Annotated in this window: 11 protein-coding genes; 5 read left to right on the top strand and 6 right to left on the bottom strand. The window is 73.2% G+C overall.

Annotated features, from left to right (window positions below):
* Window positions 1–196 precede the first annotated feature (196 nt).
* Window positions 197–1,495 (bottom strand): sensor histidine kinase, encoded by a 1,299-nt coding sequence (locus tag ABD331_RS47075; RefSeq protein WP_344490840.1) that lies wholly within the window; start codon window positions 1,493–1,495, stop codon window positions 197–199.
* On the opposite strand from ABD331_RS47075, the gene ABD331_RS47070 reads away from it, so the two are divergent.
* A complete protein-coding gene (locus tag ABD331_RS47070) occupies window positions 1,494–1,739 on the top strand; it encodes a hypothetical protein (RefSeq protein ID WP_344490837.1) in 246 nt (81 codons plus the stop codon). The two genes, ABD331_RS47075 and ABD331_RS47070, sit on opposite strands and share 2 nt — an antisense overlap.
* A 94-nt stretch (window positions 1,740–1,833) precedes the next feature.
* Here the strand turns inward: ABD331_RS47070 and ABD331_RS47065 are convergent, their stop codons facing one another.
* Both ABD331_RS47065 and ABD331_RS47060 read right to left on the bottom strand, forming a co-directional pair.
* The gene (locus ABD331_RS47065; protein ID WP_344490834.1) at window positions 1,834–2,640 is read right to left on the bottom strand and encodes a hypothetical protein; all 807 of its coding nucleotides are present in this window, start codon (window positions 2,638–2,640) and stop codon (window positions 1,834–1,836) included.
* A gap of 100 nt (window positions 2,641–2,740) precedes the next feature.
* Entirely contained in the window at window positions 2,741–4,585 is a 1,845-nt protein-coding gene (locus ABD331_RS47060; RefSeq protein ID WP_344490849.1) for a glycoside hydrolase family 35 protein, read from the bottom strand.
* A 203-nt stretch (window positions 4,586–4,788) separates the two neighbouring features.
* On the opposite strand from ABD331_RS47060, the gene ABD331_RS47055 reads away from it, so the two are divergent.
* The gene (locus ABD331_RS47055; RefSeq protein WP_344490831.1) at window positions 4,789–5,808 is read left to right on the top strand and encodes a LacI family DNA-binding transcriptional regulator; all 1,020 of its coding nucleotides are present in this window, start codon (window positions 4,789–4,791) and stop codon (window positions 5,806–5,808) included.
* A gap of 135 nt (window positions 5,809–5,943) precedes the next feature.
* On the opposite strand, the gene ABD331_RS47050 is transcribed toward ABD331_RS47055, so the two are convergent.
* Both ABD331_RS47050 and ABD331_RS47045 read right to left on the bottom strand, forming a co-directional pair.
* Window positions 5,944–7,584 (bottom strand): peroxidase family protein, encoded by a 1,641-nt coding sequence (locus ABD331_RS47050; RefSeq protein WP_344490828.1) that lies wholly within the window; start codon window positions 7,582–7,584, stop codon window positions 5,944–5,946.
* Between the two features lie 130 nt (window positions 7,585–7,714).
* Window positions 7,715–10,495, bottom strand: coding sequence for a CHAT domain-containing protein (locus ABD331_RS47045; RefSeq protein WP_344490825.1), 2,781 nt, complete (start codon window positions 10,493–10,495; stop codon window positions 7,715–7,717).
* Between the two features lie 103 nt (window positions 10,496–10,598).
* Between ABD331_RS47045 and ABD331_RS47040 the strand changes: the two genes are divergently transcribed.
* From ABD331_RS47040 to ABD331_RS47030, 3 genes are read left to right on the top strand one after another with little or no spacing between them, the layout of a single operon-like run.
* Complete coding sequence (locus ABD331_RS47040) at window positions 10,599–11,933, top strand: S8/S53 family peptidase (RefSeq protein ID WP_344490822.1); 1,335 nt, start codon at window positions 10,599–10,601, stop codon at window positions 11,931–11,933.
* A 31-nt stretch (window positions 11,934–11,964) separates the two neighbouring features.
* Complete coding sequence (locus ABD331_RS47035) at window positions 11,965–12,561, top strand: RNA polymerase sigma factor (protein ID WP_344490819.1); 597 nt, start codon at window positions 11,965–11,967, stop codon at window positions 12,559–12,561.
* Window positions 12,554–13,018 carry a hypothetical protein gene (locus ABD331_RS47030; RefSeq protein WP_344490816.1) on the top strand — a complete coding sequence of 155 codons (465 nt, stop codon included), beginning with the start codon at window positions 12,554–12,556 and terminating at the stop codon, window positions 13,016–13,018. Before ABD331_RS47035 ends, ABD331_RS47030 begins: the two co-directional genes overlap by 8 nt.
* Before the next feature lie 19 nt (window positions 13,019–13,037).
* Here the strand turns inward: ABD331_RS47030 and ABD331_RS47025 are convergent, their stop codons facing one another.
* Window positions 13,038–13,646 carry a TetR/AcrR family transcriptional regulator gene (locus ABD331_RS47025; RefSeq protein WP_344490813.1) on the bottom strand — a complete coding sequence of 203 codons (609 nt, stop codon included), beginning with the start codon at window positions 13,644–13,646 and terminating at the stop codon, window positions 13,038–13,040.
* Window positions 13,647–13,653: the final 7 nt, after the last annotated feature.

Raw genomic sequence — 13,653 nt, 5'->3', positions numbered from 1 at the left:
GCAGCGCAGGGCCGGCCCGAACCCCGCAAATGGTTGGGCCACCCAAGCTCGATCACAGGCCCGGCTCAGCAGACCGCGATCGAGACGCAACCGGCCAGGATCGACCTCTTAACACCAGCTACCTAGGGGCCCGGCGCGTCCCGTTCGGCGGGGCGCACCAGCACCAGGGCTGCGGAGATCGGCGTGACGGTGGTGGTCACCAGGTGCGCGGGAGGGGGAAGCGGGCGCGTACCGCGTAGCCGCCGTCCGGCTCGGGGCCGGTCTGCAGGCTGCCCTGCACCATCGTCAGCCGTTCGCGCATGCCGACCAGCCCATGACCGGCCCGCCCGCCGCTCGTCCCGGCCACGCCCGCACGCACGCCTCCCCCTGGACCTCCGCCCGCGCCCGCCCGCGCGCCCCCCGCCGGATTTCCGGCCGCGCCCGCACGAGGGCCTCCCGCCGGACCTCCGGCCGCAGCCTCGCCCGCGCGCGCAGCGGCGTGCGCCGGTGGTGGCGCGTTGCGTACCTCCAGGGTGAGCGCCTGGTCGTTGTAGCCGATGGCGACCGCCGTAGGGGCGGCGTGGGCGTGCCGGAGCACGTTCGTCAGCGCCTCCTGCAACACCCGGTACGCGGTGACGTCCAGCACGGGAGGAAGCCGGGGCAGGTCGGCGGGCACGTCCAGCGTCACGGCGAGACCGGCCGCCCGCACGTCCGCGATCAGCTCGTCCAGCCGCACCAGCGACGGCATCGGCGCCACCTGCTCCCCCTCGACCCGCTCGCGCAGCAGCCCGACGAGGCCGCGCATCTCCTCGACGGTCTGGCGTCCCAGCCGCTCCAGCCCCGCCACGACCTCCTGCTCGGCGGGCCGGTCGCCGAGCAGCCGGCGCAGCGCGCCGAGCTGCAGGGTCATCACGCTGACCGAGTGCGCGACCGCGTCGTGCACCTCCCTGGCGATGCGGGTGCGCTCCCGCGCGACCGCCGCCTGGGCGTTGGCCTCGCGTTCGGCGTCGAGCGCCGCCGCGAGCTCCGCGAAGTGCGCCGCCAGGTCGGCGTGCCGCACCGCCTGCTCGCCGCCGCGCCGCGCCAGCAGGCCCACCGACCAGCACGGCACCAGGATCGCCGGTACGAACAGCAGCTCCCACGCCGACGCCCCGGCCAGCGCCGTGCTCGCGAACGACACGGCGGCCAGGCCCAACGTCACGGCGGAGCGGCGGGGCGGCTCCCGCCAGCCCGTCCAGACGACCGCCCCGATCATGCCCGCCATGGCCGCGCCGGAGACTCCTGGCGCGCCGAAAACGATCATGCCCGCGGGCAGGGAGAGCGCCGCGATCAGCGTGCCGGTCAGCGGGTACCGGGCCGCGAGCATCAGGCCCGCGCCCATCACCGCTCCCGGCACCCAGGTGGCGGTGGCGTCGAAGAAGTAGTCGAGCCGGACCTCGATCACGGCCAGCACGGCGACCAGAGGTCCGAACACCAGGGGTATGAGGCGTACGTCCCTCAGCCGCGTCCACGTCATGGCCACTGATCGTAAAGGCGGCCCCCACCTGCGCGACTCCGTCCAACGGGGGATCCTGACAGCTCATCGCCTCCCCCTGACAGCGGACCCGGCCGGTTCCCGTTCCGCCGAAGCGCTGACCCGGCGCGGCGCGGGACGACTGGTGGCGGATGGTCATGGGGCGGCGGCGTCTCGCGCGGGCGTGGTCGGCTGGTGGCTCACCGCGCTGTTCGTGGCGGCCTTCGCGGGGATGACGGCGACCTGACGCACCTGGCCGGGGCCGTGTTCACGGTGCTGTTCCTGCCGCTCGGGGTGGCCGGGGGTGTTGCAGCGCCTGCGGGCCGGCCTCGGCGAGGGGGTCAGCTTGTGACGGTGACGTCGCGCAGCAGGAAGTAGCTCATGGCGTCGGCCTGGAGGTACAGGTGGAACTTGGCCGCCTTCGGCTGGGCCGTCCTGTCGGCGGTGACGATGGTGGCGATCACGTACTGCTTGGCGACGTTGGCGCGGATCTGGCCGTACTCGAACCTCGCCAGGGTCATGTCGCTGCGGATGTTCAGCGCCCTCGCGTCGAGCTTGGCCAGCCGGGTCGCGGCGGTCTTGGCCGCCTTGACGTTCGGGAACGCCATCGTCACCTGCACCGCCTTGAGGTGACCGCGGTAGGCCGAGTAGGCGACCTGGATGGCGCGTTCGCACTTGGTGTCGGCCAGCACGCCCTGGCCGTCCACGGGGTCGCAGGTGTCGTACGACCAGCCGCCGGCCTTGTTCGCGTTGAACCTGACCTTCTCGAAGCGGAAGTCCCAGTCGCCGAACTCGCGGTGCGTGATCGGCGAGCCCGGTGCGGCCTTCGTCGCGTCGCCCGTTTCGTCCGCCGGTTCGTCGGCCGGTTCTTCGGCGGGCTCGTCGGCCTGTTCCGTGGGCTCCTGCGACGAGGGCTCTGGAGCCGCCGTGACCGGGGCCGGGGCGGGCTCGGCGCGGGAGGCGTTGTAGAAGATGACCGTGCCGGCCGTGCCGCCCAGGAGGAGCATGACGCCGAGGGCGGCGGACAGGCCGATGAGCAGGGTGTGGTTGTTCTTGGGGGGCAGAGTGGCGAACTCGTGCTGGCGCGGTGGGGGGCCGTAGGGCGGCGGTGGTGGACCCCACTGATCTTGCCGGGGTGGGTAGGTCATTGGCCCATTGTGGGACGGCTTCCGCCGCTGCTTTCTGGTCCACGGGCAAGGGGCATGAGAGTGAACCGGGGGCGCGCGGCCGTACGTACCAGACAAGGCCTCAGGAGAACTCCTCGACGTACTCCTCCGTCGGGCCCAGCTCCGGGCGTTCGCGTAGTTCCAGGACGTCGCCCGCGCGTTCCAGCTCCAGGACGGTCACCGTGTTCGCGCCCGCGCGCAGCAGCGGGGCCGGGCAGTACAGCGTGACCTGCGGGCCTATCTGCCAGTGGCGGCCGAGCAGGAAGCCGTTGACCCAGACGAGGCCGCGGCCCGAGTTCGGGAGGGCGAGGAAGGTGTCGGCGGGCGTCTCCACGTGCACGGTCGCCACGGCGAAACCACCGGGCGCGAAGGCGGACGCGGGGACGGACGCAGGCACAGACGCGGGGACGGGAGCAGGCGCAGGCGCAGGCGCGGGGACGGGCGTAGGCGCGGGGACGGGGACGGGGTCGAGCGCGGAGGGGGCGGTGGTGGCGCGGGTCAGGTCGGCGGCCGTCCATTCCTGCAGCGCGATCGGCGTGCTCTCCCACCCCTGCACCATGCGCCGATCGATCAGCACCGGCCCGAGCAGCCCCTTGTGCCGCCCCACGCCGGGCCCGTAGTTGACCCGGCCAAGGCTCTCGACCAGCACCTCCAGCCGTACGACCGCCCCGGCGCCACGTACCGTCAGCTCGGATGAACCGTCACCGGCGACGCCGAGAAAGGCGCCGTCGGCGAAGACGAGCGCCCGGTCGCGCACGTCGCTGAGGACGAGCCGGTGCTCCCCCGGAGGGACGCGCGGGTGCGCGGTGTGCAGCACCATGCCCGCCTCCAGCCCGAGCCGCTCGAACGAGGCGGGACGCGGCCCGTGCACGGCCGGCGCGGGCACGGCGCGCAGCCCGGGGAGCAGGCCGGCGCGAGGGGTGAGCGGGACGCGGGCGGGCGGCAGCACCGGCAGGCGTTCCGGCACGCGGAGGGGGCCGGACGCGCCGAACACCTTGCGCATGGCGTGGAACTTGCCGGTCAGCGTGCCGTCCTCGGCGATGGGCGCGTCGGAGTCGTAGCTGGTCACGGTGGGTTGCAGGCGGCCGTCGTGCTCGTTGGCGCCCGCCCAGAGGCCGAAGTTGGTGCCGCCGTGCGCCATGTAGAGGCTGACGCTGCCGCCGTCGGCGACGATGCCCTCCAGGGTGCGCACCGCGCTGTCCACCCCGCGCACGTGGTGGCGCTCGCCCCAGTGGTCGAACCAGCCGTTCCAGAACTCGGCGACGACGAACGGCTCCTCCGGCCGGCGTGCGGCGAGCAACTCGCGGGCGGCCTCGGGCTTGGAGCCGAGGGTGACGGCCGTGAGGGTGCCGGGCAGGGTGCCGCCGTCGAGCATCAGCTCGGTGGGGCCGTCTGCGGTGAACAGCAGCTCGGTGATGCCGCGGGAGGTGAGCGCGTCGCGGCTCCAGCGCAGGTAGGCGTGGTCGTCGCCGTAGCTGCCGAACTCGTTCTCCACCTGCACCGCCACGATCGGCCCGCCCCGGGCGGCCTGGAGTGCGGCCAGGCGCGGGACGAGCTCGTCGAACCAGCGGCCGGCCGGGCCGGTGAAGGCGGGGTCGGAGCTGCGGACGGCGACGTCGCGGCCGGTGAGCCAGCTCGGCAGGCCGCCGTTGGACCACTCGGCGCAGATGTACGGGCCTGGCCTGACGATGACGTCGAGCCCCTCCTCGCCCGCGAGGCCGATGAAGCGTTCCAGGTCGTGCCAGCCGTCGAAGCGGGGCGCGGCGTCCTCGCGGGGCTGATGGAAGTTCCACGCGATGTAGGTGTCGACGGTGTTGAGCCCGAGGTCGGCCAGGCGGCGGATCCGGTCGCGCCACAGGTCGGGGTGGACGCGGAAGTAGTGCAGCGCGCCGGACAGGATCTGGTGTGGCACGCCGCGCCGGTACAGGCGACGGCCGGCCCAAGTGAGCGCGGGAGCCGGCGCGCCGGACCCGGGCGCATCAGACCCGCCGAACGAGGGCGCATCGGGTCCGCTGGGCTGTGCCGGGGACGCGTCAGGCGCGGGGAGCTCGCTCACGGACGGAGAGCCTATGTTATCGATGCCATATGTAACAAGCGCGCTATGATCCAGGCCAGGACGAGAGGAGCGCCATGACCAAGGCCACCGAGCGGCCCGCGAGACAGCCGAGCATGGCTGACGTGGCCAGGGCCGCCGGGGTGTCGGCGCAGACCGTCTCGCGCGCCCTGCGCGACTCCCCCAACGTCAACCCCGAGACGAAGAAGCGCGTGCTCGCCGCCGTCGAGCAGCTCAGCTACCGGTTCAACGCAGCCGCCAAGACGCTCTCCTCCGGCCGCAGCCACACCATCGGCCTCGTACTGCTGCAGTCGGGCGGCTACTACTCACGGTCGGCGGTGACCGCCGGCGTCGAGGCCGCCGCGGGCGAGGCCGGGTACGCGGTGAGCATCGCGACGATCGCCAGGCTCGACACGGGCCTGATGGAGCGGTCCCTGTCCAAGCTGGCCGACCAGGGCGTGGACGGCATCGTCATCGCGGTGCCGCTCATCTCTGTGACGCAGAAGATGGAGGACATCACCCGCGACATCCCCACCGTCACGCTCGACGGCACGCGCACGGCCGGCGCCCGCGTGCTGGGCATCGACCAGAAGGAGGCGGGCAGGCTGGCCACCCAGCACCTGCTCGACCTGGGACATCGTCAGGTGTGGCACGTCTCCGGCCCGGACGAGTGGATCGAGGCCCGCCAGCGCCGGCAGGGCTGGCAGGAGTGCCTGGCCGCGGCCGGGATCGCGGCGCCGCCGCCGCTGGAGGGGGACTGGTCGCCCGGCTCCGGCTACCGGCAGGGCCAGGTCCTGGCGATGATCCCGGACGTCACGGCCGTCTTCGCCGCCAGCGACGAGATGGCCTTCGGGGTGATCAGGGCGCTGCGCGAGCGCGGCAGGTCGGTGCCGGGTGAGGTGTCCGTCGTGAGCGTGGACGACATCGAGCTGGCCGCCTACTGCAGCCCGCCGCTGACCACCGTCCGCCAGGACTTCTACCGCTCGGGCGCGGCGGCGGTCGCGCTGCTGCTCGACGGGACCGACCCCGCCGCCGGGGAGCCCCTGGTCAGCGCGTCCCTGTCGGTACGCGACTCCACGGCGCCGCCGCGCCCCTAGCTGTCGGTTGGGAAGTGCCTACCTGCACCGCTCATGTTATCGATGCCATCGTGACAATGCGTCGGGCTGCTCACCGCCTGCGGAGGTCCCGGCGGGCGTCGCCGCGAAGGGACGACGCCCGCCCTCACGCTGTTCCTACTGGACGCGGTTCAGCAGGACAGGATCGTGGTCGAACGCGTGCAGCAGCAGATGCGCCATGGTGAACCGGCCCGACGGCGTAGGCAGATCCGGCTTCCACTCGGGCCGCCGCACGATGGAGTACCGGCTGCCCTCCATGCACCGGTGCATGACCTCGGCGACGATCCGCCCGCCGACGCCGGTCAGCAGCCCGTTGTTGAGCTCCGCCTCACGCAGGACGTACAGCCACAGCGGCGTGTTCTCCGTGATCGGATGGGCGTCGCCGAGCGCGCTGAGGTCGGCGGCCGTCTTGTCGCCCACGAGGATCTGGTTGGCGTTCAGCTTGGGCAGGTCCATGTGGTCCGCCGCCTGCTGCCCGCTGGCGAGCTGCACCATCTCCGCCCTGACCAGGTTGCGGAAGGCCAGGTTGTGCTCCACCTCGTCGGGGATGCCGGGTGAGAGCCGGCCGCCGAACGTGCCGGGCGGGAGCTTGCCGAGGAAGTGGCCCACGAGCGTGTCGATGCGCTTGGCGCGGTTGAGCCCGGGCGTGGGAGGGGCGAACGCGGCTCCCGCGTCTCCGTCCGCCACCAGGTCGAACAGCCGCCGCCAGTCCGGGATCCAGTTGGACGGCAGCCGGTTGTCGCCGGTCAGCACGCCGGCGGTCCCGGAGAACCTGAACAGCAGGGCCAGGGTCGCCTCGATGCCCTGCGAGTTGAAGACGCTGTTCCACTCGTAGGAGTCGCGCACCATGCTGTGCCCGAGCCGGAACGCCGCGATCGAGAACTCCAGTGGCATCGTGGGCATCTGCCCGGGCACCACGGTGGCGTACCGGTCGCCGTTCTCGTGGCCGTCCTGGTAGGAGTCGCGGTACGGGTCGACCGGGACCTCGAAGTAGCGGCGGCCACGGGTGAAGACGTCCTCGACGATGGCGCGGTCGACGATCCTGGGCAGGAAGTCGTGCCGCAGCACCCACTGGTAGTGCAGGACGACCCGCTCCCTGGCCTTCTCGAACAGCAGCGCGCTGGGCACGCCGTTCGCGGCCAGCTCGTCCACGATCCGGTTGTGGAAGCGGATGAACGCCAGGTGGATCTGCGCCACCGCGAGGTTCTCGTCGTTGCGCGGGTCGGGGATCAGCGTCCTGCCGGTCCCCTGCTCCCGCGCCAGGTCGAACTCGTCGAACTCGCGCAGCTCGCCCACGCGGGCGGTGGAGCCGGTGCGCAGCCGCATGCTGCCCGGCTCGTAGAACACGGCGCTGTCCGGGTGGTCGGGGCCGAAGCCGTAGAGGGAGTCCAGGTCGAGGGCCGGTGAGCGGCCCTGGATGAGCTGGTCGAGGGTGACCCGCTCGCCCAGCGTGGCGTCCGTCCTGTCCATGGTGAGGTCGTGGTCGACGAACTGCCCGAGGTAGGTGTAGCCGGCGGGGATCAGCGAGTCCGGCTGGTCGGTCTCTTCCGCCGGGACCATGGCCTCGGCGATCCGCTGCGACAGAGTCGTGTCCACGGTGCCGCCGATCGCCAGGGGCGCCCGCCTGGGCACGAGGCGGGAGAACCGGAAGTGCCGCAGCTCCTCCCAGGTCGAGGGCCGCCGGCAGCCCGGGCCCTGCTCGGGGCTGAAAACGCCCTCGTCGGTGACGTAGTACTCACTGCGCTGGTGGCGGTTCATGTGCGGTCAGCTCTCCTTCTGACGGTCTGAACTGGTGAGCGCGTGAACGTGCTTGCGTCTCGGGGACGTGCCTTGTCGATGAGGGTCTAATCCGCACCAGAGGGACCGGGCGCCACCTTGATACCGACGATCATGCGGGCACGGTGGAATCCGCTCCCATGCAGACGAACCCGGCGGCCACCGCGTACGCGGCGAGGTCCTCCCCCGCCACCTGCTGCTGCGCCTGCGCGAGCGCGGCGGCCGTGGAGTGGCCGGCGGCCAGCAGCTTGTGCAGGGCGATCATGAGGGTGGTGCTCTCGACGTCCAGGATGGACAGGACGGGGGCCACGATGGTGCGGGTGCCCAGGGCGAGGAAGGTGGCGCTGAGCCCGAGCAGCTCGTCGCCCGGGCGGACGACGAAGCGGCCGCTGTCGCAGGCGGCCAGGATCACGATCTCCGGGGAGTGGCGGAGGCGTTCCAGGTCGTAGACGGTGAGCGGCCCGTCGGCCAGGCGGAGCGAGGAGAACAGCGGGTTGGTGGGATGGATGTGGCCGTGCGCGGCGATGTGCGCCAGCCCGGCGCCGTCCAGGGCGGCGAGCACGGCCTCGGTGCCGGCCGCCGCGTCCACCAGGGCGGGCACGGCGTGGATGGACGCGACCCCCTCGGCCTCCGCCCGCGCCCCTGGCAGCCCCGGCCCGGCCGCCGCCAGCACCCGCCTCGACTCCGGAACGCCCCCCGGCTGCCGCACACGCCGCGCCGTCGGCGCGCTTCCCACTCCCGGCGTGCCTTCCGCCCGCCGCACGCCTTCCGACGCCCCCGTCCCTCGTCCGGGCTCATGCGCCGGGTCGGCGGCGGCCCGGGAGGCCGCGCCCGCCTGGTTCCCGGTGTGCCACAGGGTGGCCGACGGTGACAGGCAGACGGGCCGCCCCGCGCACGACGGCAGCACCGACCACGGCAGCGCCTGAACGGGCCCGCTCGGCACCACCACCAGCGGCCGATCCCCCACCTCACCCGCCAACGGCCGCATCAACAGCGCGTCGAGCCGCTCGGCGGTCCCGCGCAGCAGCAGCTCGGCCGCGTCCTGGCTGCCCGGCAGCGAGTGCCGCCGCGCCATCCGCCGCAACGCGAACGGCACCCGCTCGACGAGCCCCCTGATCGGCGCGAGCGGCCCCAGCTCCCACAGCCGCACCCGCCCGTCCACGACGGTGATCGCGTACATCACCTCGTCCACGTGCACGAACTCGACCAGCGCCCGCTCCCCCAGCGCCCGCCCCAGCTCGCGCGGCGGCACCGGCGCGGCGAGCGCGCCGCCTTCGGCGTGGTGGCGGCAGTAGTCGCGGATCTCCCGCTCCAGCGCGACCTGCCGCTCGGTCAGGACGGCGGCGTCCTCCCCCGCGCCGCGCCGCAGCCCGATCTCGGCGACCACGACCCGCAGCCGGTCGAGCGCGCCGGCCAGGCGCGGGTCGTTGGGCGGCCGGGCGGGCTTCATCAGCAGGTGCCTGGCGCGCCCCTGCTCGGCCCAGGCCAGCACGTCCTCGGGGCTGCCGTCGTGCAGCGCCATCCGCAGGCCCAGCTCGGCCGCCCCGACGCGGATCCCGGACGCGTGCGCGCGCAGGTCGGTCGCGCCGAGGGTGGCGCGGTGCTCGTCGTGCACGCGTAGCGCGGTGCGCAGCGCGATCTTGGCGCCGCGCCGGTTGCCGCGCGCGAGCCGTACCAGGGCCTCGGCGTGCCAGGCGTGCACGCGCTGGATGGCGGGGCCGCGCAGCCGCCGCCGGGCCGCGAGTTCGAGCTGCCGCTGGGCGCGCGCGGTCCAGCCGCGCTCCATGGCCAGCGCGGCGGCCAGCATGCGGGCCTCCACCTCGGAGGACAGCCAGCGGGCCGCGGCCAGCTCGGCCGCGCACCGCTCCACCCGCGCCACGCTCACGCCGGCGGCGCCCGCCGCCGCGGCCGACCTGAGCGCGACGAACCTGGCGAGCACCGCCCATTCCGGCCGGCGTTGCCGGCCAAAGCCCAGTGCGGCGCGGCGGGCCTCGCGCACGGCCCGCTCGTGGTCGCCTTCCAGGTACGCCGTCCGCGCGAGCAGCAGCCTGGCCTCGGGCACCCCCACGGTGCGCTTGCGGCGCCCGAACTCGGCCAGCGTCTCCTCGGCCGCCTCCCTGGCCTCGGCGATGAGCCCGGCCGACAGCAGCAGCTCGGTCCTGTCGGCGAGCGTCCAGCAGAGCTGGTGCGTGTCGAGCCCTCTGAAGCGTTCCTCGGCGAGGTCGAGGTAGCGCAGCGCGGCCGGCACGTCGCCGCGGTGGGCGCGCAGCCAGCCGAGGTTCTGCCACACGATGGCCAGGGAGAGGTCCAGGCCGAGCAGCCGGCACAGCCGTTCCGCCTCGTTCAGGTCGTGCTCGGCGGCGGCGAACTCGTTGCGGAAGCCGTGGACGATCCCGCGGTTCGACAGCACCCGCTGCAGCCACAGGTGGTCTCCGGCCTGTTGCAGGGCGGGCACGGCGACGCGGTAGCCGGCCAGGGCCTCGTCCGGCCTGCGCAGGTGGTTGAACATGACGGCGCGCTGGGCCTCGGCCCGTGCCCTGCCGACGCCGCGCAGGTCGGGCAGCGCCCGGTCCACCTCGCCGAGCGCCTGCTCCATGCGTCCCTGGACGCACCAGACGAACGCCAGGCGCAGGCGCGTCTCGGCGGCCAGCTCCGGCGACCCGGCCCGCTGGGCGAGCCGGATGGAGTCGCGCAGGTGCCGGGCGGCGACGTGCAGGTCAGTCGTGTGGAAGGAGGCGATGCCGAGGGCGCGTGCCGCCACCGAGGCGAGCCGGAGGTCGCCCTCGTCCCGGGCGCGCCGCAGCACCCCGGCGGCCACGCTCATCAGGCGGGCAGGGTCGGACTCGGCGAGCCGCAGCAGCTCCGCGCCCGGATCGGAAGGGCTCAGACTCACTCACGGGAGTGTGCCGTGAAATCGGCCGCGTGTGATGTATCAGAGCGGAGACTGTCCTCTCTGTTTTTCGGCGCGCGCTACCCGCGAACCCAAGGAGGCAGCGATGGCCGACGACAAGGTGGTCAGGCGCCGTATCGAGGCGTTCTTCAGCGATCAGATCGTGATCGACCCGAAGGACGTGCGTCAGGTGGGCCAGGAGCTCGACGCGCTTGACATCAAGATGGTGCCGCTGCAGTCCAGTCTGCGGCTCGGGCTGCACCTGTACCAGCTCGGCGATCTGGCGGAGGGTGTCAGGTTGCTCGACCCCGGCCTGGTGGAGCGCGTCAAGCGGGCCGCCGTGGGCACGTACATGGAGGGTGAGGAGCCCTCCGCCCTGGACCTGGCGCTGTTCTACCTGCGTGAGAAGTCCGCCGCCGAGCACGCGGGCTACCGGCCGGTGATCGCCAAGAACCGGGTGTACGAGAACATCGAGGGCTCCCCGTACAGCGGCGGAAGCGTCGGCGACCCCCGGCCGGCTCCCGCGTTCACGCTGCCCGCGCGGTCGCACTCGAGCCGCCGCCGGCCGCGCATCGGCATCATGGACACGCCGATCCATGCGCATCCCAGGTTCGCCGGGCGGTACGTGACCGACTCCGACGACGCGCTGCTGGAGGAGCGGCAGGACCGGGTGTCGTTCAGCGGGCACGCCATCTTCGTCGCCTCGGTGGCGGCGCAGCAGGCGCCGGACGCCGAGTTCGTCATCTATCCCGTGCTCAACCCCGACCGGCTGACGACCAGCTCGTGGCGGCTGGCCACCACGATGGCCGGGGCCATGGACGACGATCTGGACATGATGATCATGGCGTTGGGCGGGGCGACGGCCGACGGGCGGGAGCCGCTGGCCCTGGCCCGCGCCTGCGAGCGCACGAGCGGCATCGTCAAGGTGGCCGCGCTGGGCAACAACGGGCGGAACGAGGCGGGGGCGCCCGAGGACGTCCAGGTCTCCGAGCTGCCCCCGAACATCCCGATGTGGCCGGCCGCCAGCTCCACCGTGATCGCCGTCGGCGCCCGGAACGCCGACGACGTCTTCCCCGCGTACTTCTCCCCGACGCAGGAGCAGGCGCCCTGGGTGGACTGCACGGCGCCCGGACAGAACCTGCGCGGGCTGTTCCTGTCCGGCCACGTCTGGATGGCCGAGCTGAACGTGCTGGAAGGCGTGGTGGAGCGGACGGACCGCTCCGACTACTTCCCCTCCCCCGGCTACGCGACGTGGAGCGGTAGCTCGTTCTCGGCCGCGTACGCCGGCGGCGCCATGGCGCAGCGGGCCTACACGCAGGGAATTTCCGTCCAGGAGGTGGCGGACAGGCTGTTCAGGGAGGAACCTGGGAGCACCCCGACCACCTACGACCACGCGCCATCCGCCGGCATCGACGGCATCGACGTCATCCGGTTCCAGTAGTGACGGCGGAGGCGCTCCCGAGGGACGTGCCATGCCGGAGAGCTTCGAGGTCGAAGCCCTGGTCATCCGTGCTCGCACGGGTGACCAGGCGGCGTGGGACCGGCTCGTCGAGCGGTACGCCCCCATGCTCTGGTCGATCTGCAGGGCGTACGGCCTGGACCGCCGCGACATCGACGACGTCGCCCAGTTCGTGTGGATGCGCGCCGTCGAGCACCTGTCCCGCCTCCGCGACCCGGAGCGGCTGGGCTCGTGGCTGGCCACCACGACGAAACGCGAATGCGTCCGGGTGCGCAGGGCCAGGCACAAGCAGGACAGCGCCGAGTCCCCGCTCGACGCCGCGACCGTCGCGGACGACCGGGGCGACGACGTCACGCGGGCGCTGGAGGAGGCCGAGCTCAACGCCGTGCTCCGCACCGCCTTTGCCGAGTTGTCGCCCGACTGTCAGCGGTTGCTGTCGCTCCTCCTGCGAGAGGTTCCCTACACCGAGATCTCCTCTCGGCTCGGCATGGCCGTCGGCAGCATCGGCCCCACCCGATCGCGATGCCTGGCGCGGCTGCGTGCCAACGCGGCGCTGAACGCCCTGATGCGGGCGGACACGGAAGTGCGAGAGGGTGATAGTCATGTCTGAGGCGTGGGACGACCACGAGCTCCTGTCCAGGCTCCGCGCGGCCATGCGGGCCGCCGACGCCGTCCCACGCGAGTTCCTCGAGGCGGGCAAGGCGGCGTTCGCCTGGCGTGATCTCGACCTCGACGTGGAGCTGGCCGAGCTGACCTACGACTCGGCCATGCACGTGGAGGAGGAGGTGGCGGCGCTGCGCGCGGACTCCGCCGTCCTGCGCGCGCTGACGTTCGCCGCCACCCGGCTCACCATCGAGCTCGAGATCACCGAGAGCGCCCTGCTGGGCCAGGTGGTGCCGCCGCAGGCGGGCGAGGTCCGCGTGCAGGGCGGGTCGGGCAGCGGCGGGCCGCTGGAGATCGACGACCTGGGGGTGTTCGTCATCCGCGGCAAACCGCACGGCCCGTTCCGGCTCCACTGCCGCACCCAGACGGGGCTGGACGTGTCGACGAGCTGGTTCACGCTGTAGGGCGCGGGCCGGGGCCTTCTCAGCCGTCGCGGCCGGGGTCCTCCCGGTAGAGCGCCAGAAGCAGCGGCAACGTGCGCGCGGCCATCTCGGCGGGCGGGCACGGGCAGCCGCGCCGCAGCCAGTCGGTGGCGACGCTGAGCAGCGCGCCCGCCGTGAAGGCGGCCGGCACGTCGTGCGGGCTGTCCGCGGATGGGTCGAGGACGGCGCCGATGCGGTGGGCGTAGACGGCCGCGGTGGCGCGGTGCCGGACGTGGTCCATGACGCGGGCGCTGCCCTGCGGGCCCAGCACGCTGCGGTAGAGGCTGGCGTGCTCGGCGAGGTGGGCGAAGAACGTCAGCAGCGTGTCGGGCGGGTCATCGGGCGGGGCCGGGGTGCGGCCGGGGATGGCCTCGATGAGCTCGTCGATCATCACCGTGCAGGCGGACGCGGCCAGCTCGTGCACGTCGCGGTAGTGGTCGTAGAACGTGGACCGGCTGATCCCGGCCCGCTCGGCGACGTCGGCCACGCTGATCCTCGACAGGTCACGGTGCTGGACGAGCTCGATCAGGGTGGCCCGCAGTGCCGCCTGCGTGCGACGCACCCTCGGATCGGCCTGTTCCTCGCCGCGGTCTCTGGTGGTCGTCGTCACGCACGTC

Origin of the sequence: Nonomuraea monospora (genome assembly GCF_039531895.1) — a bacterium.
Taxonomy (GTDB): Bacteria; Actinomycetota; Actinomycetes; order Streptosporangiales; family Streptosporangiaceae; genus Nonomuraea; species Nonomuraea monospora.
Note: the sequence above shows the minus strand (reverse complement) of the source record. Positions and strands in the feature narration are given on the sequence as shown.